18 protein-coding genes are annotated in these 21,712 nt (G+C 52.5%); 13 read left to right on the top strand and 5 right to left on the bottom strand.

Going from position 1 to position 21,712, the window contains the following annotated elements:
• Positions 1–88: 88 nt before the first annotated feature.
• From rpiA to corA, 4 genes are all read left to right on the top strand, one after another.
• Positions 89–748 (top strand): ribose-5-phosphate isomerase RpiA, encoded by a 660-nt coding sequence (gene rpiA / locus KJS40_RS01870; protein ID WP_213538856.1) that lies wholly within the window; start codon positions 89–91, stop codon positions 746–748.
• 81 nt (positions 749–829) lie between these two features.
• On the top strand, positions 830–1,537 hold the full coding sequence (gene phoU, locus KJS40_RS01865; RefSeq protein WP_025040542.1) for a phosphate signaling complex protein PhoU: 708 nt from the start codon (positions 830–832) through the stop codon (positions 1,535–1,537).
• A gap of 29 nt (positions 1,538–1,566) precedes the next feature.
• Complete coding sequence (ppx, locus tag KJS40_RS01860) at positions 1,567–3,117, top strand: exopolyphosphatase (protein WP_213538855.1); 1,551 nt, start codon at positions 1,567–1,569, stop codon at positions 3,115–3,117.
• A 14-nt stretch (positions 3,118–3,131) separates the two neighbouring features.
• A complete protein-coding gene (gene corA, locus KJS40_RS01855; RefSeq protein WP_213538854.1) occupies positions 3,132–4,202 on the top strand; it encodes a magnesium/cobalt transporter CorA in 1,071 nt (356 codons plus the stop codon).
• A gap of 248 nt (positions 4,203–4,450) precedes the next feature.
• Here corA and KJS40_RS01850 read toward each other — a convergent pair whose 3' ends face one another.
• The 3 genes from KJS40_RS01850 to KJS40_RS01840 form a co-directional block, all read right to left on the bottom strand.
• On the bottom strand, positions 4,451–5,215 hold the full coding sequence (locus KJS40_RS01850; RefSeq protein ID WP_025040545.1) for a 3',5'-cyclic-nucleotide phosphodiesterase: 765 nt from the start codon (positions 5,213–5,215) through the stop codon (positions 4,451–4,453).
• A gap of 150 nt (positions 5,216–5,365) precedes the next feature.
• A complete protein-coding gene (locus KJS40_RS01845; RefSeq protein ID WP_213538853.1) occupies positions 5,366–6,418 on the bottom strand; it encodes a glycosyltransferase in 1,053 nt (350 codons plus the stop codon).
• A 43-nt stretch (positions 6,419–6,461) separates the two neighbouring features.
• Positions 6,462–7,781: a hypothetical protein gene (locus KJS40_RS01840; RefSeq protein WP_213538852.1), complete on the bottom strand. Its 1,320-nt coding sequence runs from the start codon at positions 7,779–7,781 to the stop codon at positions 6,462–6,464.
• Positions 7,782–8,150: 369 nt separating this feature from the next.
• Here KJS40_RS01840 and KJS40_RS01835 point away from each other — a divergent pair, with 369 nt between their 5' ends.
• The 6 genes from KJS40_RS01835 (at position 8,151) to KJS40_RS01810 (ending at position 13,135) form a co-directional block, all read left to right on the top strand.
• Positions 8,151–8,909, top strand: a complete 759-nt coding sequence (locus tag KJS40_RS01835) for a 3-deoxy-manno-octulosonate cytidylyltransferase (protein ID WP_213538851.1) — start codon at positions 8,151–8,153, stop codon at positions 8,907–8,909.
• A gap of 52 nt (positions 8,910–8,961) precedes the next feature.
• Positions 8,962–9,723: an aldolase/citrate lyase family protein gene (locus KJS40_RS01830; protein WP_025040549.1), complete on the top strand. Its 762-nt coding sequence runs from the start codon at positions 8,962–8,964 to the stop codon at positions 9,721–9,723.
• Positions 9,720–10,673 (top strand): phosphoglycerate dehydrogenase, encoded by a 954-nt coding sequence (locus tag KJS40_RS01825; protein ID WP_213538850.1) that lies wholly within the window; start codon positions 9,720–9,722, stop codon positions 10,671–10,673. The genes KJS40_RS01830 and KJS40_RS01825 overlap by 4 nt, the downstream gene beginning before the upstream one ends.
• Entirely contained in the window at positions 10,666–11,595 is a 930-nt protein-coding gene (locus KJS40_RS01820) for an NAD(P)-dependent oxidoreductase (protein WP_213538849.1), read from the top strand. Before KJS40_RS01825 ends, KJS40_RS01820 begins: the two co-directional genes overlap by 8 nt.
• A complete protein-coding gene (locus KJS40_RS01815) occupies positions 11,592–12,233 on the top strand; it encodes an HAD family hydrolase (protein ID WP_213538848.1) in 642 nt (213 codons plus the stop codon). The genes KJS40_RS01820 and KJS40_RS01815 overlap by 4 nt, the downstream gene beginning before the upstream one ends.
• Positions 12,234–12,325: 92 nt before the next feature.
• On the top strand, positions 12,326–13,135 hold the full coding sequence (locus KJS40_RS01810) for a phosphocholine cytidylyltransferase family protein (protein WP_213538847.1): 810 nt from the start codon (positions 12,326–12,328) through the stop codon (positions 13,133–13,135).
• Between the two features lie 115 nt (positions 13,136–13,250).
• Here the strand turns inward: KJS40_RS01810 and KJS40_RS01805 are convergent, their stop codons facing one another.
• Positions 13,251–14,573, bottom strand: coding sequence for a sugar-transfer associated ATP-grasp domain-containing protein (locus tag KJS40_RS01805; RefSeq protein WP_213538846.1), 1,323 nt, complete (start codon positions 14,571–14,573; stop codon positions 13,251–13,253).
• A 709-nt stretch (positions 14,574–15,282) separates the two neighbouring features.
• On the opposite strand from KJS40_RS01805, the gene KJS40_RS01800 reads away from it, so the two are divergent.
• The 3 genes from KJS40_RS01800 to KJS40_RS01790 all read left to right on the top strand — a co-directional run bounded on the left by KJS40_RS01800 (position 15,283) and on the right by KJS40_RS01790 (position 20,115).
• Entirely contained in the window at positions 15,283–15,762 is a 480-nt protein-coding gene (locus KJS40_RS01800) for an HIT family protein (protein ID WP_213538845.1), read from the top strand.
• Between the two features lie 447 nt (positions 15,763–16,209).
• Positions 16,210–16,920: a 2,3-bisphosphoglycerate-dependent phosphoglycerate mutase gene (locus KJS40_RS01795; RefSeq protein ID WP_213538844.1), complete on the top strand. Its 711-nt coding sequence runs from the start codon at positions 16,210–16,212 to the stop codon at positions 16,918–16,920.
• Positions 16,921–17,520: 600 nt separating this feature from the next.
• Positions 17,521–20,115, top strand: coding sequence for a glycosyltransferase family 39 protein (locus KJS40_RS01790; protein ID WP_213538843.1), 2,595 nt, complete (start codon positions 17,521–17,523; stop codon positions 20,113–20,115).
• A gap of 17 nt (positions 20,116–20,132) precedes the next feature.
• Here the strand turns inward: KJS40_RS01790 and KJS40_RS01785 are convergent, their stop codons facing one another.
• Complete coding sequence (locus tag KJS40_RS01785) at positions 20,133–21,335, bottom strand: O-antigen ligase family protein (RefSeq protein ID WP_213538842.1); 1,203 nt, start codon at positions 21,333–21,335, stop codon at positions 20,133–20,135.
• Positions 21,336–21,712: the final 377 nt, after the last annotated feature.

Raw genomic sequence — 21,712 nt, 5'->3', positions numbered from 1 at the left:
AAGGCTAGTTGCCCAGCTTCATTGTTAAAATCGCCGGATAGTATTATCCTCATGAATAATTAAACGTTAACTTCCAGAAAATAACACTATGACGCAAGACGAGCAGAAACGAGCGGTCGCCCGGGCCGCTATCCAATACGTTCCAGTTGGCAGCATAGTCGGGGTGGGTACCGGTTCGACTGCCAATTTCTTCATAGATGAGCTGGCTGCGATCAAACATAAAATTGAAGGGGCGGTGGCAAGCTCGGAGGCTACTGCACGGCGACTCAGCAGCCACGGTATCGAGGTCATGGATTTAAACAACGTTGATGTGCTTCCGGTATACGTGGATGGAACAGATGAAATTACCGAACACCTGTACATGATAAAAGGTGGCGGCGGAGCATTGACGCGAGAAAAAATCGTCGCTGCCGTGGCAAAAAAATTCGTCTGTATCGCGGATCAAAGTAAGCTGGTCGATGTGCTGGGTAAATTTCCACTGCCTGTGGAGGTTATCCCAATGGCACGTAGTTATGTGTCGCGGGAAATAATACGGCTGGGGGGTCAGCCGAGGCTGCGCGAGAAGCTCATCACCGACAACGGCAATATCATCCTCGACGTACACGGCCTGCAAATCCTGAACCCGGTTGAACTGGAGGCAGCGCTCAATCAGATTACCGGGGTCGTCACCAACGGATTATTCGCAAGGCGTGGCGCCGACGTGCTATTGCTTAGCAGCGATAGCGGTGTCCAAACAATGGTTATTTGAGCTGAGGAACAATAAAATTGTCACAACGGGCCGGTAATATCCCTTGTCTTTCTTTGCTTTCAATCGATCAGCAGGTGTGCAATGGTAAGTAGCGAACATATATCCAAGCAGTTTGATGCCGATCTCGAAGCGGTGCGGACCCGCGTGTTGCACATGGGCGGATTTGTGGAAGAGCAGATCGAGAAGGCCATCGATGCGTTAACGAGCGGAAACGAGTGCCTGATAGAAAGTATCATTGCCGATGATCACCGCGTTAATGCCATGGAAGTTTCGATCGACGAAATTTGTAGCCAGATCATTGCCCGCCGGCAACCCGCAGCCGGCGATTTACGCATGATCATGACGGTTATCAAGACCATTACCGATCTGGAGCGTATCGGCGACGAAGCCGAGAAGATTGCACGCATGGCTAAGCTGATATACCAAACCGACCGTATGCATATGCCACGATTCGTCGAGATCAGGCATGTCGCACACATCGCGCTGGATATGCTGCGCAAGTCACTGGACGCATTTGCCCGCCTGGATCTGACAGCAGCAGCTCAGGTCGTGCGACAGGATGAGTTGGTGGATGAGGAATTCCGTTCTATCATGCGCCAGCTCATCACTTTCATGATGGAAGACCCGCGCAAAATTTCTACCGCTCTCGAAATCCTGTTTATAGCAAAAGCCATCGAGCGAATCGGCGATCATGCCAAGAATATGTCGGAATACGTGGTATATATGGTCAAGGGCCGGGATGTACGCCATGTTACTGTTGAAGAAATCGAGCGGGAAGTAAGGGAATAAGTCCGCGATATTCGGATTCCTGAAAATTCATGCTTGAATACTCCACTCTTGCGGCGGTAGACCTCGGCTCCAACAGCTTTCGTCTGCAAGTCGCGCGGGTAGTGGGTAAACAGCTCTATCCGCTGGATAGTTTACGCGAAATGGTACGGCTTGCCGCAGGCCTCGATCCCCATGGGCAATTGAATGAGGACTCTCAGGAGCGCGCTTTAGGTTGCCTGAAACGGTTCGGCGAGCGTCTACGGGGTTTTCCGCCACACACAGTACGTGCAGTAGGTACGAACACGCTTAGAGTAGCCGGAAACGCATCGGCATTTCTAAAAAAAGCGGAGGCGGCCATCGGATTTCCGATCGAAATCATCGCGGGGTATGAGGAAGCGCGGCTGATATATCTGGGGGTCGCGCACAGCCTTCCCGCCTCCACCAACGCTCGCCTGGTTGTGGATATTGGCGGTGGCTCTACGGAATTGATCATTGGCAATCGGCTGAAGCCGGTCAAGCTGGAAAGCCTGTATATGGGTTGCGTCAGTTATAGCCTGCGTTTTTTCCCGGACGGAAAGATTACCAAGGGCGCGCTGAGGCGAGCCGAGCTTTCAGCACGCAGCGAAGTACAAACTATCGCCGCCGGGTTCTCCAGAACTCACTGGCAGGATGCTTTTGGCTCGTCCGGTACTGCCCGCGCACTGGGCGACATCATCAAGCTGAACAATCTTGCCAAGGAAGACTGCGACGGGGACATCACCCTGGAGGGGCTGGATAATTTCCGCGAATGTCTGCTTAAGGTTGGCGATATCAGGAAGCTGGAATTTGCGGGACTTCGCGCTGACCGGGCGCCCGTTATCGTCGGCGGCTTCGCCATCATGGCAGCGGTATTTTCAGAACTGGGTATAAGCCGGATGTCTCAGGCCATGGGCGCATTGCGGCAGGGGGTGCTCTACGATTTGCTGGGGCGCTTCCATAATCACGATATGCGCGAAGTTACGGCAAGACAATTCATGCAGCGCTATCGGGTGGATTCCAGCCAGGCGAAGCGGGTGGAATCGCTGGCCCTTCTGCTTGGTAAACAACTATTGGCAGATTTTCCTGATGAAGCAACGGAATTGCTGCTGATTCTCTCATGGGCGGCACGACTGCATGAGGTAGGAATTTCAGTAGCCCATTCCGGCTATCATAAGCATTCGGCCTATATTCTCGGTAACGCGGATATGCCGGGTTTCTCAAGAATGGAACAAGAACGCTTGAGCGCGCTTACTCTCGCGCATAGGGGCGTTGCGGGTAAAATTCGGGAATTTGTTACCGACCCGCCGGACTTCGCTCTGCTCCTGGCGCTTCGTCTGGCTGTGCTGTTCCATCGCAGCCGTTGCGATATCCAGTTGCCGGATCTGGAAGTTCGCCTCAGCGGCAAAGAATTCGAATTATGCATCGAACAGAAATGGCTGGAACGCAGCCCCCTGACCGATACAGCGCTGTCCGCCGAAATTGAGCAATGGGCCGCTCTCGGTTTCGATTTCCGCATAAAGCGGCTGGAGGGAAGCAAGGCGCGCATAACCGATAAAACCGCCCGGAACGCGGCCGGCACATAACCCATACCATCACGATGGCGTCCCACTCCAGAAAGAGATCGACAAAAGCGGGACTTGCGCCAGGCACGCTGGTGCATATCGGCATAAAGAAAAATGTCGCTCCTCGCATCACCCTGCTGAATTACGATACGAACGGCGCGCGCGAATACGAGGTAACCACTGCTGAACTGGCAGACAAGATCAAGCTCGCGCCGGGCATCAAATGGATCGACGTTCGTGGATTGGGCGACATTGGCATGATGGAACAAATCGGTGCCTGTTTTAATCTTCACCCGCTGGTGCTGGAGGATATATTCAATACCGAGCAGCGCTCGAAGCTGGAGGACTACGGCGACTATATTTACGTGGTACTTAAAACCTTCGGCTATGAGCGCAAGGATGAAGAAGAAATGATAACCTCTGACCAGATCAGTCTGGTGCTGGGAAAAGATTTCGTGCTCTCATTCCTGGAAACGGATGGGGTTCAATTCAAGTCGCTGCGTGAGCGCTTACACTCGGGTAAGGGGCAAATACGAAACCTGGGACCGGATTTTCTGATGTACAGCTTGATTGATGCCATTGTGGACAGCTATTTCGTCATTCTCGAGCAGCTCGACGAAAAGACTGAAGTACTCGAAACGGAACTGATAACGCGTCCTCGCCCAACCACCCTGCATTCAATTTATCACCTGAAGCGGGAAAATGCCTTTTTACGCAAATCATTGTGGCCATTACGCGAAGTGATCAGTTCCATGCAACGGGGGGACTCGCCGCTGTTCACCCGCAATACCTTGCTTTACCTGCGCGATGTCTACGACCATACCATTCACATCATCGAATCGGTTGAATCTCTACGCGACGTGACAGGGGGCATGCTCGACATTTATATGTCCAGCGTAAGCTACCGCATCAGTACGGTAATGAAGGTTCTCACCGTCATTACTACCATATTCATGCCGCTGAGCCTGATAGCCGGCATTTATGGGATGAATTTCCAACACTTGCCTGGGCTTGACTGGTACTGGGGATTCTTCGCGGTCCTGGGAGCAATGGCAGTGATCAGTGTGGGGATGCTGGCACTATTCCGCTGGAAAAAGTGGTTATAGTCCTGTCTAACAGCTCAGCGGCCAACTCAGCCTCCAGCTCATCGGTGAACCGGACGCCTGGCCGAAAACTTTCTCGAGAGTCTCTAGCAGCCTGTCGGATTTAAAGGATCGGCTGCAAAAGCGTCTGGCTGGTTCATATTTCGCCGCTTTTTCGGCCGCTAATAGAATAACTATTGGCCTTCAAAATCCTCAAAATCTGCCCTCACCCAGTCACTTTTTCGCTGCGATTCTTCAAGTCCGACAGGCCGTCAGAGCTCGAATACCTGCCCGCGCTTCAATCTCTCGGGTTTGAATTCTCCTGCCGCTGCCTGAATTTCCGCCATTGTCGCATCCTCATTGCCCGGTTCCATGTGAGTGATCAGAAGTTGGACCGGCTTGTTGAGCCGCTTTAATCCCTGGGCCAGCAGTTCAGGGCGCATATGGCCAGAAGCCTCGGCACCCGCAACGTTGTGGTTGAGAAAGGTCGTTTCAATCATCAGATAGCGCAGGTTCCCTATTGCGTTCAAGGCGTTCCAGAACGGCTCATGGTAAGTTGTGTCGCCACTGAATACAAAACTTGCCTTACCGCTATCAAGCTGATAGCCCACACCCGGCACAGCATGTCGTGCCGGCAGCGGGGTGATCATCCTTCCCGACGATTCGACGCTCTGCCCTACTGTCACAGGCCGGAATACCACATACGGATTGTCGGATGAAGGTAATACCGTGTAATCGGGCCAAAGGCGAAAATTGAACATATCCTGCTTCAGGACGGCAATAGTTTCGGCCAATGCGTAAACCGTGAGCGGCCTCTCACGACGCGGCCCCACCATATCCGCCACCATGGGAAGCAAGCCCGCATGGTCGAGATGCGAATGAGTAAGAAATACCGTATTGATACGCAGCATCTCGGTCAGCGTCAAGTCCCCCGCGCCGGTACCCACATCGACCAGGATATCGTCATCCAGCATCAGGCAAGTGGTTCTTAAATCGGCACCAACGCCGCCGGTGCATCCAAGAATGGTTACCCGCATCCTATCCTCGCGCAACGATCTCAAAAATATCGTTTAGGTACATGACTTGGCGACCGGGATGGCATGCGAGATATCGGGCATAAAGTTCGAAACACACGCTTCGCAGATTTTCTTTCCATCCTGCCCAATCCATCCAGCGATACAGACAAGTTACTTAGACAGTAGTCTCGGGACGCCGTCCTGCACTGTTGAAGCCCACTCCCACGATAAAACCTTGAGACCGCGGACACGGGCCCATGACACAATCAATGTGCGTAGCAGACGTGGAGCATCAGGCAGCATCCATACTTCAGAGATGCGCTTTTCCTCACGCCAACCACGCAGTAGAAGCCTTACCACCGCCTCCAGGCCGATGGCGTAGCTGCGCATCTGCAAGCAAAGAAGTAATCGCGCCGGTTCCGGTGTAAGCCAGTGAGCATAACCGCCTTCGCGAAACACGTAATCAAGCGCATCAAGAAGATCCGGGGGGAAATGCGCCAGCGGACAATTGCTCGACAGAAGCAGGACATTAAGCGAAGCGTTAGGATAGCGCGAGAAATAAAGGCTGCGGTTGCGCTTTACGAGCTCCTTATAATATTTGCCACGGCCGAAAGACCCGCCGCCTTCGTGCTGTATGCTGGCGCCAGGGTGCACGCCAAGGTGCCAGCCGCGCAAGTCAAGACGACGGCCGAGATCGATATCTTCATAATAGCCGCGGCCAAATGCAGAATCAAAGCCGCCAATTTCAAGGAAAACGTGACGCCGGATCAAGAATGCGTGGCCACGAAGGCGGTGTGTACGAATGTAACCGCCGGGTTCGCGCATATATCGGTCCAGATTGTCCCTGGCATAGTCGTTGCCGGCGGGAATAATGACCGCTAGCTGCGGGTCTGCCGCCATCGCTGCGCAAAGCAGCGGCAGAAAATCCTCGCTTGCCATCGTGTCTGAGTTGAGTATCAATACGAAAGACGCATCGGAGCGACTGACTGCTTCGTTTACCGACACACCGAACCCCTGATTTTTCAGTGCGTGATGAACGTGGACGTGTTCATACGGCAATTGATCGAGCATCATGCACGTCTCGACATCGGAAGCATCATCCTGTACATAAATATGCCGGATGGAGTCACTGAGGCATGCAACGACAGAATCGATGCAATGCCGCGTCAGCGCTGGCGCGTTATAGACCGGGATTACCACATCGATGGATGGCTTGGCCGGCATACGGGTCAGTAATCTCCTCGGAATACCGGCCGGCAGAGGCTAATCACGCGAAAGCGAGATTAGCGGTACGATCATGCGGATAATCCCGGTTCTGGCTGGCTTTTGGCCGCACCTGCCCTTCCAGCAGTGCAACATAACGGGACAATACGTCGGGACTACCGACATCGATCATTTCCCTCACGAAACGTTGGCGATGCTCTTCTATATAAAAAGAGTCGCAGCCGTGCGAAAGAAATCTTTCGATATTTCTATATACATCATCCCGGCAGCGCAACTCTGCCTCAGGTATGAATTCAGCCAGTGCGGAGCGCCCGGCATGAAGATAATCCGCAGCCAATACCGGCTTCTTCCTTTTAACCGCCTCGAATACAACCGAGGTAGCCAGGTCAATGATTACATCCGCCCAATTCATGAGATAAATGGAATGAATATCCCCTGCCACGCTCACGTTAGGCAAACGCCGCAGGGACATATCCTTCGTCAGGGATTGTTGCCAACCACCGCGGGTATGCGGCTTGATGATCAACTCCACCCCCGGAAAGCTGGCAACGATGCGCACGACCTCGCCTACTTCCTCCCAGAACGTTGAAAAATTACTCTTTCTCAAAAACATCACCACCTTGAGCTTGCTATCAGAGCGGGTCAGCGGCGAAGGCGGCATCAACTCGGCCACCCTGGCAAGCCATTCGTCGCAATAGCGCGGTGAGCCCAGTACGGCAAGCTTCTGGTTATCCATAAACGGACGAAAGCGCACCGAGCATAATTCGTTCGGCACTACCACTTTTTCGAAAATTCCTGCATTGGCAAATGTAGTGTCGGGCTCCAGGGTCAGCTCGCGGCGCCTGATCAACTGACTCGCATGAGGACTATCCCCGTGCGGCAACGAGACCGTGCCAAGACCCATGGCACGCGCCGTCGATAACACCACCTTGACCCACTCCACGCAGATGGATGAATTTCTTTCTATCCAGTCGAATACTACGACCCCCTCGCCACCTTCGCCAAAGCTGCGCCTCAACAGGCGGTTGGCGGTACTCCGCCAGATCGGCTCACGCCGCTTGGTATTGTAAACCTCCGCCAGCGCCTTCATGATTGGACCAATGAATGGGCGGCGCAAGCTGCGAATCAATATCAGTGTCTGAAAAAACCACCCTAAAAATTCGACAGGGGGCAACACGTCAGCGATGTACGCGATGCGCACACCATTGAGTCCCTTCAGGAATTTGATACGATAATCATTTCGAAACCGCGAGTTGCCTATCAGAACAATGTCACAGGTATGACCAGAACCGATCCACCTGGAAATTACCGGCGTAATATGATCTATATCGTTATAATGACGTAGAAAAAAAAGAGCCTTCATACTGGTGATTTCATTCTTTGCATGCTGGTAGCAAAAAGCAGTATATCCATCATTTCATTGATTATTCCCATTTTTTTCTTGCTGTTTCTTGCGACGAAAATGCGCATAATTGTACACGGGGCGATATTCGTTTACTAGCACAGCCGGTATTTTTACTCCCGCGGACTTCTGTTACTATAGAAAGCTGATTCCGGTCCGGGTTCAAGTTCCGGCGGAGTATTTTCCGGACGGCGGACAGGCACGATAAAAACGAGTTTCAAAAACTATTCTCAGGCCGATCCGTTCCCGATACTAACGTATAGAGTCAATAACGGACAGCCCAATAATGAAATGCAGCTCCTGATAGACATCAATTAACATAATTTGCCAATGAGAACAATTGCTGTAATACCGGCACGTATGGGTTCATCGCGTTTCCCCGGAAAACCGGTTGCAAAATTGTTAGGGCGTGCAATGCTGGAACATGTCTACAAGCGCGTTGCCCTTAGCAGATCCCTTGATGCTACTTACATAGCTACTTGTGACGAAGAGATCCGGCGAGTGGCGGAGGATTTTGGCGCTACCGTGATAATGACTGCTGACACCCATGAGCGTGCAAGCGATCGGGTTGCCGAGGCCGTAGCCGGCCTTGATGCTGAACTTATTGTCATGGTACAAGGCGACGAACCGATGACTCACCCGGAAATGATCGATGCAGCGGTAGAGCCATTCCGGCAGGATTCGCGGCTGGGTTGCGTTAATCTTGTGCGAGCCATTGATAATAAAGCTGATTTTCATGACTTCAACACGATCAAGGTAGTAATGAATCAGCAAGGTGATGCCCTCTACATGTCGCGCCAGCCGATACCGACGACACCGGCCTCGTCCCAGTTGGATTTCCCGCATGCATTTGCCTATAAGCAGGTATGCATTATCCCGTTCCGGCGTGAAACATTGCTTGATTTCGCCCGGTTACCGCCAACTCCATTGGAGCAACTGGAGTCCGTAGACATGCTGCGATTACTGGAGCACGGTTATCGGGTGAAGATGGTGACAACCCAATTCAATACGCAGGCAGTGGATACTCAGGCCGATCTGGAGCGTGTCGCCAGGTTGATGGAAACCGACCCGCTGCTGGCCTCATATTGAATCAGATACGCACAGACACAGGCACGTTCTTGCAGTCTTCCAAGGTATAGCTATGCAATTAAAATCGAAACTTGCCCGTAATGCGCTGACCATTGGTTCTTGGATCACCCTGGGGCATCCAGCAATCGCAGAGATCATGGCTGCGGCCGGTTTCGACTGGCTCGTCCTGGACACGGAGCACAGCGTCCTTGAGCTAAGCGACGTTCAGATGCTGATCCAGGTACTCGACGGTCAGCGGTGCCCCGCTATCGTGCGGTTGACTTCAAACCATCCTGACCAGATCAAACGTGTCATGGATGCCGGTGCAACCGGCGTGATGGTGCCTATGGTCAAAACCGCGGCCGATGCGGAAGCTGCGGTACAAGCCGTCTATTACCCGCCTCGGGGTCAGCGGGGCGTCGGTCTGGCCCGCGCGCAAGGTTATGGCGCAAGATTTCAGGAATATCGGCGTTGGCTGGAGGAGAATGCAATTGTAGTCGTCATGATTGAGCATATCGATGCTGTCAATGCCATCGATTCCATACTTTCGGTTCCCGGCGTTGATGCTTATATCATTGGCCCGTACGATCTATCCGGGTCCATGGGGCGCCCAGGTGAACTGGATTACCCCGAAGTTCAGGCGGCAATAAAGCGGGTACATGAAGCCGGGCGTCGTCTAGGCAAATCGGGAGGCATCCATGTCGTCGAGCCGGATCTGGATCAGTTGCGCCATTACATCCAGACCGGCTTCAGTTTTCTTGGCTATGGTCTGGATATTCGTATCTTGGACACCCTTTGCCGCAGTCATATGCAAAATATAAGAGAAAGTTTATGAATAAACTCGTTATCTCCACCTCATCGTTTGATGTGGACAACAATCCCCCTCTCCAGAATTTGCTGAAAGATGGCATGCATATCACCAAAAACAGCCATGGCCGCAAACTTACGGAAGACGAAACCATCGCTTTGCTGGGCTCGGATACCATTGGGATGATTGCCGGCATCGAACCCCTGACAGAGCGCGTCTTTGCCTCCGCCAGAAGCCTGAAAGTAGTGTCTCGCTGCGGAAGCGGCGTGGACAGTGTCGATCTTGTGGCAGCAAAACGTCATGGTATTACTGTTCTTAATACGCCGGAGGCACCGGCTCAGGCAGTTGCTGAGCTCACCCTGGGCCTGATTCTGGACGCCTTGAGGCAGATATCCCAGACTGATCGATTGCTTCATGCGGGCAAATGGCCGCGGACGCAGGGACGCCTGCTCGCTGCCCAGCGAGTAGGCATAATCGGCCTGGGACGTGTCGGGCGGCGTGTAGCGCGGCTGTGTCAGGCATTTGAGGCCGAGATTGTGGCGTATGATTCATATGTGAAGCAGGCGCCCCAAGGAGTACAATTGGTATCATTGGAAGATCTGCTGGCAGAAGCGGATATCATCAGCCTGCACTTGCCTTATGACGCTGACACGCACCACTTGCTTGATAAGGCGGCGCTCGCGTGCATGAAGCCAGGTGCTGTAGTGATAAATACAGCACGCGGTGGCCTTATCGATGAAGCCGAGCTTGCGGAGGTTTTGATTTCCGGGCGTCTAGCTGCTGCCGCACTCGATGTTTTCGAGCAGGAACCGTATCATGGCCCGCTGCTGGAATGTGAAACGGCAATTCTTACCTCGCATATTGGTTCGCACGCCAGGGAAGCACGTCAGCGCATGGAGGTGGAGGCCGCGGAGAATCTGCTTCAGGGACTGACTAAAGCGGATGTGATGAAAGACAGGCACCACGGAAATGCCTAACGAAATTGCGATCGTGTATGGTGCCAGCGGCTTCCTCGGAAGCCATGTAGCCGATGCGTTGTCCAACGCCGGCTATCGTGTGCGCTTGTTTGATCGTCGCCCATCGATTTATCAGCGTCCCGATCAGGAAATGGTCATCGGTGACATCATGAACCTGGATGAAGTGACGAAAGCGGCTGAGGGTGCTCATGTTGTTTATAATTTTGCTGCCATTGCGGATATCGATGAAGCCAACGATAAACCCCTGGCGACCGCCACGATTAACGTATTAGGTAATATGCACGCACTGGAAGCGGCACGTCTTGCCGGAGCGCGCCGATTTGTTTTTGCCAGCACTATTTATGTCTATTCCGAGTCCGGTTCTTTTTATCGTGCCAGCAAGCAGGCGGCAGAACGCTTCATTGAGACTTATCATGAGCGCTATGGGTTGGACTATAGCATTTTACGCTATGGATCGTTGTATGGCAGGCGTGCTGACGCACGTAACGGAATCTACCGTATGCTACACGAAGCGGTGGACCGTCATTCGATAACGTACCATGGTAGCAGTGAGGCAATCCGCGAATACATCCATGTTGAGGATGCAGCGCGCATGAGTATCCAGGTGCTGGCGCCAGAGTTTGCCAATCGTCATTTGATCTTGACCGGACAGGAGCGGTTACGCATCAAGGACGTCATGACCATGATTTCTGAAATCATGCCCTGGAAGATCGAATTACATTTCGACCAGGCGCGTGCGGGGCACCATTACGAGGTGACTCCTTATGCTTTTCAACCCCGTATTGGCCGTAAATTGGTACTCAACGAACATGTCGATCTGGGTCAGGGTTTACTGGATTGTTTGCGGGATATCCACAGAACCATGCACCACTCCGGTGAAGATGACGAAGCGACGCCTTTGGCATCCGACAACAAAGCATGAGCACAGCGGCGTGGCAAGCCATCATTTTCGATTTCGATGGTGTGGTGGTCGAATCCGGTGAAATCAAGACGCAAGCTTTTGGCGATCTCTATCGAGGCTACGGGGAAACAGTCATGGCCGCGGTGATGCAATATCACAGCTTGCATGGAGGCATGTCGCGCTATCACAAATTTCGTTATTTCCAGGAGCATCTTTTAGAGAAATCACCGTTGACTCCGGATGAAGAGCAAGAGTTGGACCGTCGTTTTTCCGAATTGGTCGTCGAGGCTGTGATTGCCAGTGATGCAGTGCCTGGTGCAACGGAGTTGATCCGTAAAGAAGCCAAACGCATTCCTTTATTTGTGGCTTCCGGTACACCGGAAGCGGAGCTCAATACAATAGTCATTCGCCGTGGCCTGGCCTCCTATTTCACCGCTGTGTACGGCTCCCCCACGCCAAAACAGAAGCTGATTGCGGATATTTTATCGAGTCACGCGCTCTTGCCTGAGCGTGTGCTGATGATAGGCGACGCGTTGATCGACTATCAAAGCGCACAGCTTAACAATGTCGCATTCCTGGGACGCGTGCGTCCCGGGGATAAAAACCCTTTCCCTGCGCACGTGGACATATTGCCCGATCTGAGCCCGTTGCTCACCTGATATCTGACCCAACGGTTTAATCAGCAAATCGATAATGGTCCAGAAACATCAACCTTAATGATATTTTTGAAATATCCCCAAGATCAGCCAATATGACGGGCAGTAAAGAAAAAAAGCCTAAGACGATTATTCTTGGCGCCGGCCAGGGACGGCGGCTGTTGCCGCTAACTGAAAACATGCCGAAATGTCTTTTGCGGGTCTCGGACAAATCCATTATTGAGCGGCAGATCGATGCCTTGCTGGCAGCGGGCATAGACGAAATCACTGTCGTCACGGGTTTTCAGTCCAGCCTGGTTGAAGCTCAATTACAACGGCGTTACGCAAATCACGCGCAGGTCGGTACGATTTTTAATCCGTTCTTTGAGGTTGCCGATAACCTGGCCAGTTGCTGGATTGCGCGTTCCGTGATGGATGGCGATTTTCTGCTCCTGAATGGGGATACTGTTTTTGATGAGGCTGTGCTGGCGCAGGTGCTGAACTCGGATCCCGCTCCCATTACCCTCGGGGTGGATTACAAATCCGCTTATGATGCGGACGACATGAAAGTCCAGCTGGATGAAAGAGGATGGGTCAAGCACGTGAGCAAAACTTTATCCGCGGCTCAAACCGACGCCGAGTCCATCGGTCTTATTTTTTTTCGGGATCGTGGACCGCAATTGTTCCGCAGCGCGGTCGAGAATGCGCTGCGGCATCAAGCTGCGCTTAAATTCTGGTATCTGAACATCATTGACGGCCTGGCCGATAAACAAGTGGTCAAGGCTTGTTCCGTATCCGGGCACGTCTGGTGTGAAATTGATTTCGCCGCGGATCTGGCACGAGCTGAAGCGCTTTTCAGCGGAACAGAGCGGGATGGAACCTTGCGGAACCCATCTGTGCAAGCTGAACTTATTACGGGTGAATAGTCAGGTACGATCGTTGGCGTCTGCGAAAGACGTCAGCTCACGTGCGTGAATCTTTTCCGCGTCGTTCGACGCCGAAAGGCGATACGATAGTCCTCACTAAACCCCAAGGCGAATGTCAACATACTTCTGAACGGGCATACTTGGTTTCGACAGTCCGCCTCAAGTTGAACGCCAGGAGTTTCCCAAGCCGTTCGTTACCTACGGGCCCATTACCGATCCGCTGGATAATGTCCAGATCTGGTGCCTTGTTGGCTTCGATCAAACACGGACCATTATCGAGCAGGGCGACGTCCCAACCAATCACCACCTGATCGGAAAAGGCGCTGGCGTGGGCATATTGCACCAGCTCTATCAGCTCAGGCCAGCACGGAAGCTTGCGCTGCAGTATCTGAGCGTGCGTTTCGTAATGCCGCTCATACCAGCCATCCGCAGTTGCTCCCCATGCCCCGCAAGCTCCTCTTCCTAGTTCACCGGTGTGGATATCCACGTTGGCAGCGATTCCTCCGGCGTGGAAATTGTCGACAATGACGGCACTATTTCGCGCCATGCGAAAAACCGCGTTGGTGACTTCGAATCCGCCTTGCTCGTTACGACAGCTCATCACACGAACAGTCGCCAGCGTACCATTGGCGAGGTCGGCAATCTCATGGTGATTTACGAGGCGCGGCTGCACCAGAAAAATATTCTGCCAAGAGGCCTTCCGCAGACCCTCAAGTACTTGATCCCCAGTAGCAACTTCGCCATCGTTGCGCCGGAACTTCCCCGAACCCAGGTAATCCCAGCGCGTGGCGTTTTTTCCCCCTTGTCCATACAGCGGTTTCACGAAGAGATCGATCTCGGGCAACCCCGGTCCGTTCCAATCGACTGCGGTGACCTCTCCTTTCTCCACGCTCAGGAGGATGGGCGCGGTCTTGATTCCAAACTCGCGGCAGCGGGCCATGAAACGTGCTTTGTCTTTTATACATATTGTGCTCCGCTCGGTGGGGATGGAAAGTCCACCATTGTAGTCGCGCAAAAAAAGATACAGCCCGGCTTTTGTTTCAAGCCGATTCAGGTACTCACCAGCATGCTTTCTCTTGTCGTCGTCGTGCAGTTCGAAGATATAGTACCAGGGAGACAGGATCGCAAACCGGGCCGCAAGACCGATCTGCTCCCACATTTGCCGAGTGATTCCCTTTCCTGTCCGCTTCTTTATGGCGCTTCCGTTGAGCGTGGTAAACACGATTACCAGCGCAGCAACCACGAATGGGACGAACGGCAGAGCCACACACGCTACCAGACGCTCGCGGGGGCTGATCTCACGCCAGACCTCGCGCTGGAAGCACCGGTGGATGGCCGTCGCCGCCGAGTTATCGTCCGGTAGTCGCGCAAGAATCCACATCGCGCCACTCAAGTCCCGGGTAATCCTGTCAATGCTGAAATTGTTGATAATCTTCATGAGTCCTCATATCCACGGCAGCCTGTCAAGAAGGACAGTAAATCACATACCCTCCAAGACCCTTATTTAATTCTCTTGTATGATAATCAACCAACAATGTGAAGAGGCGATGACATGCTGCAAAAAGATAAGTTTTGTTCAGAAGCTCTCTCTAAAGGTTTCAGCTATTTGCGTGATACGTCGCTGCATCAGCAATACCAGATAATAAAATAACCCTTTACCATAGCGGGACAAATAGTCCGTTTGGACTAAGACATCTTGAGTATGTTCTCTTGGATTTTAATTTTATTTAGCTTAAACGTTGCACCGGCGGGGGCGAATAGCTATATATGCTAATAGCCGTATATACTGCATGGTGATAGGGTGCACTTTCGAGAGAGTATCAATGCATGTGGAGACTGCTGATAATCACCGAAGGAAGAACACGTTGAAAGATGAAGATTATAGCGGCAGAATTATCCCGAAAAAAAAATCTTTCAGCCGATGTACGCACACCACTGTTCGTCATGCGGAAAAGCGCGAAATCCGGCATATGCGGTCAATTTCAACCCTGCCTCATCGGTATGCCGGCAACGCTATATGACTTTCCCCGCACCATTGTACAAGACGGCTGATTGTGCCGATATGTTTCGTATCATATCCTGCAGGCGGTGCCGCTAAACAATTGATTCAAACTCAGCCGGACGAAACCCATCAATTATCAAATCTTATGGATTCTTCGATTATCAATACCCCGCCGTCGGATATGCCGGTCTTTAACGCAACCATGCGGAAGTTTGGTGCACCACAAACAATAATTCATCAATATCAATACTGGAGCGTCATGTTGCGTCCAGCCCAACTAACGCTTGGTTCCCTGATTCTAGCCGCTCATGAGCCAGCTCGCTCATTCTCGGCACTTAGCCAGGAAAGCTTTACCGAGCTTCATAAAGTAATAGCACAACTAGAGTCTGCTTTGGCCAAGGCCTTCAATTACGACCGGTTAAATTACCTGATGTTAATGATGGTCGATCCGGATGTGCACTTCCATGTCATCCCTCGTTATGCGAAAACAAAGTATTTCAATGCCATGGAATTTATCGACTCCGGTTGGCCAGGGGCTCCAGATTTCAACCGGACCTATGAGATCGATGCCGAAACCAACCGTCTCATTATCGATCATACCGTTTCCTGCTGGGGCAAAAAATAATATGCGGCCTCCGTTTTCATCGCTTTGTCTCTTTGTCCAAGAGATCTCAGCCATACTGGATAACCTATCACACACCGCATTCTTTGAGCATCGCTCCAGCAAGGATACTTCTTGATGCCGGGGCCTATCCTGACTAAACCATGATCCATTCATGCATTCCTAAAACCAATCAGTGGTATTTATTATCAGAAATCCCGCCTGCTGGCGATCCGGTAGAACACCCCAATCTGTGTCTCTACGGTTCGGTTTTTTATCAATGTTTTATTTTGGGCCCATTAGCCTTTTGACAGCATTTTACCCTTGGCTGTCCATACTAAGATTGTATATACTCAGCAACCACTTCAGATTCGACGTCTACGAACGAAAAATAGAGAGCATGCGTCCTTTTGCAACTCCAGGTCCTGGCGTCAACTACCACTTATCTGGCTTGGACAGGTAAACCGGCGTATGACACAACTCGTTCTGTTGCGGCACGGGGAAAGTATCTCGAACCGGGATGGCTGTTTTACCGGCTGGAATGATGTTGCCCTGACACCACGAGGTGAACAGGAGGCCGAGCAAGCTGGCCGTCTGCTCAGGGAGGCGGGATATAAGTTCGATATATGTTTTACCTCGGAACTCCAGCGGGCTACGGAGACGCTGCGTATCGTATTAAGAGCGATGGAGGTCAATGAATCGGCCGTACGGCGGAGCTGGCGTTTAAACGAACGACACTATGGCGCGCTGGAAGGGATCGACCCTCTGAAGGCAATCAGGAAATTTGGCGTCTGGCCCATCCTCGGCTCCCAGCTGCGGTTTGATGCACGGCCGCCGCCGCTCGACCCCTGTGATGCGCGGTTCCCGGGAAATCAACAGCGCTACTCGAATATCGACAGGCAGGAATTGCCCCTTGCTGAGAGCATGCAGCAAGCCCTTTTGCGGGTGCTACCCTACTGGGAAGAGGTAATTCTGCCGGAAATTCGACAGGGAAAGCGGGTTCTCATCGTAGCTCACAAACATATTTTGCGTGCACTAGTGATGCAACTGGACGATTTGTCCATCGTCCAGCTAATAAGGCTATCCATCGCCACAGGGCGACCGCTGGTATACGAACTTGACGATAAGCTGAATCCCGTCCGACATTACTATGCTGATCGCCAGGCCGGCCTTGTAAAATAATTTATATCAAGGAAAGTGGAATAGCACTTAAGGCAATCGAAGCACCAGCCGGAATGGCGAAATCGGATGGCAGTGCCATAGCAGCGCATGACAAGTCGCATCTTGGTAGTCTTTACGATGATCGCATACCAAGTCTGTTGACGTAACGCGCCCTGATTCGCGCAAAATGGAACGAGCCTTGGATTTAATGGACATACCGTCTGTTTTCCTGGATTCGCCAAGTGCTTGCCAAATAGTCGACCCTTCGCATCGCCTTTCTCATCCTGTCACTATCCCCTTCATCTTGTGCCCACTCCTGAGACTTTTAATTTCAAAAAAGTGCTGCGAAACGGACGTCACTCAGGAAAAAAAGTAGAGTGATTCCAAAGCTTACCCGTCATGAATTCGCATCGCCCTGACCGTGTGAAAATCCTCAATTGGACTGATGAGCCAGGAGTAAAATCCGCAGGCTCACACGTTGAGAGAAAGCCGTGTCTGGTTCGACCTCAAAGGATGCAGTGCAATAAATGCCCCGATTGACGCTCGTCATATCTTCATCGAATGTCAACGATATCGGATTGTGGATAAGACAAATCTGCTAATCAATTTTTAGAGGTAACCTTGGCGCAAGTTTCCATAGTGATTCCCACACTCAACGAGGCCGACAACATCGACCCCTTGCTGACGGGCCTGAACGAGCTTGACCTGCCGGCGGAGGACTTCGAGATCATTGTCGTTGACGACAACTCGAGCGACGGCACGCCCGCCAAAGTACGTGCCTGGGAAAAACGGGCGAATGTACGGCTGATCGAACGCCGGGAAAAACCCGGTCTCACCCGGTCCATCCTGGCCGGCGCGACAGCGGCGCGCGGGAATATCATCGTCGTGATGGATGCAGGCCTGAGCCACCCACCGGAACGATTGCCCGCCCTGATTGCCCCCATACTGGACGGAAGCTGCGACATCGCCATCGGCAGCCGCTACGTAGCGGGCGGCAGCACCGAAGGAGAACCCCTGCCGCGCCGATGGCTCTCGCGCCTCGCCAACTGGCTTGCCCGCCCCCTCTGCGACGTAAACGACGCCACCTCGGGATATTTCGCCTTCCGGCGGGAACTGGCCGCCACCATTGCCGAACCCGCACACGGCCATGAACTCCTGCTCGAACTGCTCATGGCCGGCCAAGGCAAACTCAGGGTCGTGGAAGTGCCCATCCGCTTTCATCATGGCACCCATCGCACCCACGGCACCTCCAGATTATCAGCCCGCCCGCAGTGGGCCTACCTGCAACGCCTCATGACCCTGGCCGGCGGCACCGTCCCGGCCGGTGCCGCCAGCCGCTTTGCCGCAGTCGGATTGTTGAGCGTCGCCATAGACGCGCTGCTGTTTCAATTCCTCATGAGTCGTGGTTCCGGACTCGCCCTGGCGCACATCACGAGCTTCTTCACCGCCGCGGCGGTGAATTACTCGCTCCATTCTGGAAGGTCATTCCGCGATCATGCAGGCGACCTGCGGTGGAATCGGTTGGGCCGCGCCCTCACCATAGGCATGTTTGCGTTACTGATGCGCGGCGGCGTACTGGCCTTGCTGATCGATGGCTGGCACCTGTCCCCGTTTCTGGCCATCTTCCCGGCCATCGCCGCAACGGCCGTCATCAACTACTTCGGCACCGCATTCTACGTATTTCCCGTCAGCGTGAATCCACCCTCGCCGGAAGTGCGCTGGCGGGTCGCGTCGATCGGAATCGTTGCCTTTGCCGTCCTGTTGCGCCTGATCTATCTGGGCACAGCCGAACTGATTCCCGACGAGGCTTACTACTGGACCTATGCCGAGCACATGGACCTGAGCTTTTATGATCATCCGCCCATGGTGGCATGGCTGATCTGGCTTGGTACCGCGATCTTCGGCAACAGCGAGTTCGGGGTCCGGATCGGCTCGTTCTGCTGTGGCCTGATAACGATGGCTTATTTGTATGCGCTGGCACGCAATCTGTACGATAAGTCGACCGCTATGCGCGCGGTGATGCTGCTGGCGGTATTGCCGTTTTACTTTGCCACTGGCATGGTGGCGACAGCGGATGCACCGCTGGTGGCCGCCTGGGCTGCCACGCTCTACTATATGGAACGCGCATTGATAGCCGATGAGCGTTCAGCCTGGCTGGGCATGGGTATTGCGTTCGGCCTGGGTATCCTGTCGAAATACACGCTGGGCCTGCTGGGTCCGGCGGCGCTGCTGTTTGTGATCCTGGACCCCGCTTCGCGCCGCTGGTTGCGCCGTCCGCATGCCTATCTGGCCGCCGCGCTTGCGCTACTGCTGTTTTCGCCGGTGATCATCTGGAATTTCCAGCACGACTGGGCGTCGATTACCTTTCAGTCAAGCCGGGTCCAGGGGGTAGGTGATAATAAATTCTCGGTGCACGAATTATTTCTGCATCTCATGGTCCTGCTGACGCCGGTGGGCTTGCTCGCCGCAGCCGTGGCCTTATGGCCGAGGACCGAACGTGATTCCAGCACGTGTGCACGCAGGCGCCGCCTGTTCGTAGGGGTGTTCACCGGCGTACCACTGTCAGTGTTCTTGATTCTCAGTATTTTCGATTCACAACGGTTCCACTGGGCCGGTCCGTTATGGCTCGCGATGCTGCCAACGATGGCGTGGATGATGGGCCAAGCGGATGATCTCAGCGCCACCGCACGCCGTGTGAAAGCCGCCTGGAAGCCGACCATCATGATCTGCCTGCTTCTCTATGGACTCGTACTGCACTATGTGGTGCTCGGCATCCCTGGAATTCCCTACAAGTTTTTGTCCGAACGTTATTTCTGGCGCGAGGCCACAAGTGAGGTCGAGCAGATTGTAGCGGAGGTTCGACAACAGACTGGGCAAAAGCCCATTGTAGTGGGCATGAGCAAATGGTCGGTGGCTGCGCCCTTGTCTTTTTACAATCGCGGCGACGAGCCTATGGAGATACGCTCGCGCAATATGTTTGGTGATAGCGGTGCCATGTATGATTTCTGGTATCCATCGGAATCACCCACCACCAGGCCAATCATCATGGTGGGCATATGGCGCCGCGATCTCGAGCATACCACGAAAATACATGATATTGACCGGATGCTCTTACAACCCGGTCCGATACAGGAGCGAGTGGTCATGCGCGAAGGCAAACTGCTGCGGCAGGTGCATTACCGCATTGCGCGGGGGTATTTGGGTAAAAATCCTTGATCCTCAGTAAAGAAAATCTATTGCTTCATTACCTTATTACGATTTTCTTTCTGCAGGCCAATTGCAACAGCAGTGATGACCAGAAGCAAAGTGGGAATTTTGCTAAAAAGAGCAAAAGTATCCGTCAACCCCGATATAAAAATAAAGCATACCAAAGCTGCTCCCAAGATGGGAAGCTGATATGTTTTCAGGGTTTGATACCAACTCCATAGAAGAAATGAGAACGCCAAAATACCAAGTGCGCCGATATGCATTCCAATTTCAATCCAGTCGTTGTGATAATGAGAGGTTTCAAGGAATTTTGGCAAATCCTTGTACCGACCATCTTTGTATGTGACCACCATTTTTTCGAAATAGCTCTCGGGTACGCCTGTGCCATGGCCAAACAAGGGCTTTTGAGCGATGCCATGCAGTCCGACATCCCAGACGGCGAGGCGATAACCCAAGCTGTTATCGTATTTTCCTCGCTTGGACAACTCGATATCGGACTGGGCCTGAACCAGCCTTTCATGCAGGTTGCCATCAGTGTATGCGAAAAACACAACCATAATGGTCACCGATGCGACAATACTCAGAAGGGCTTTTTTTTCTGTTTTATAGCGCAGATAAATTAAAAATACAGATGCAAGCAAGGTGGCCAGAAGAGGTCCCCGCCCATTCTGGTTTAACTGCATAAAAAATAGAAATGTCGCCAGAAGCCATAATTCTGACTTTATTTTTTTACCGGTGCTCACGCTGGCAAGATATAGCGATAGTATAACCCCTATCCCAAGCATCGATGAGAAGGTCAGATAGCTTATATCAAGGGGTGGAATGCCTTGCGCCCCGACAATGGTCCGTTGGTAAATTCCGATAAGTAAAACACTAAAATAACCCGCAAGCAGACCATTGATTGCCCAAGGCAGACGATCCTTATTCAAAAGCGATAAAAACGGCACGAAGACCAGAAATCCGAAATATCTTCTCCATTTCAAACGTCCGGATTCAGGAAAGTCGCCCCAGAGAATTCCCAGCGCCAACACAGCACAGAAGATGAGTATTGCCAATACGAGAGGTTCTTTGATTACCTGTCCGAGCCTGCGAAAGCCGTTATCCAGTATCCAGAGCAAGGTTACGAGAATACCTACATTCAAGCTCAGCCATTTGCTCCACAGCGCTATGCCAAAAAAGAACAGCACAAACTTTACCAGCGTGTTGTGCCACACCCGAGCGTCTTTCATCAGGCTGGAAGCATGATTGATTGCTCATACATGGGACACTCGACCTATAATCTCCCAAGCTAAATTTCGTACCCTATGATCTTCCCGAACACATCAAATAAGTTGATATATGCTGGTCAGCCGGCTCAGAATTCCACCCCCGCCAAGGGCTCTGTTGCAGGTGCACTTAGATATGAAGCGCTATTTTGTACGCTCGGCTGACCCTTGAGCAGGCTTGAGCCACCGCGAAGAATCAATTTTATTATAGGCTCAAATTATGCATATATTGCGATGGGATGAAATTGGGGCGTACTCCTCCAGGAATACCTTGCGTCGCTGTAATAATCCATGTGCTTCGTGATAATCATCTCAAATGAAATATAGTCCTTACATTCTCA

It is taken from the genome of Nitrosospira sp. NRS527, assembly GCF_018406445.1.
Classification (GTDB): Bacteria; Pseudomonadota; Gammaproteobacteria; order Burkholderiales; family Nitrosomonadaceae; genus Nitrosospira; species Nitrosospira briensis.
The sequence above is the reverse complement of the archived record's forward strand: the minus strand, read 5'-3'. Positions and strand labels throughout refer to the sequence as shown.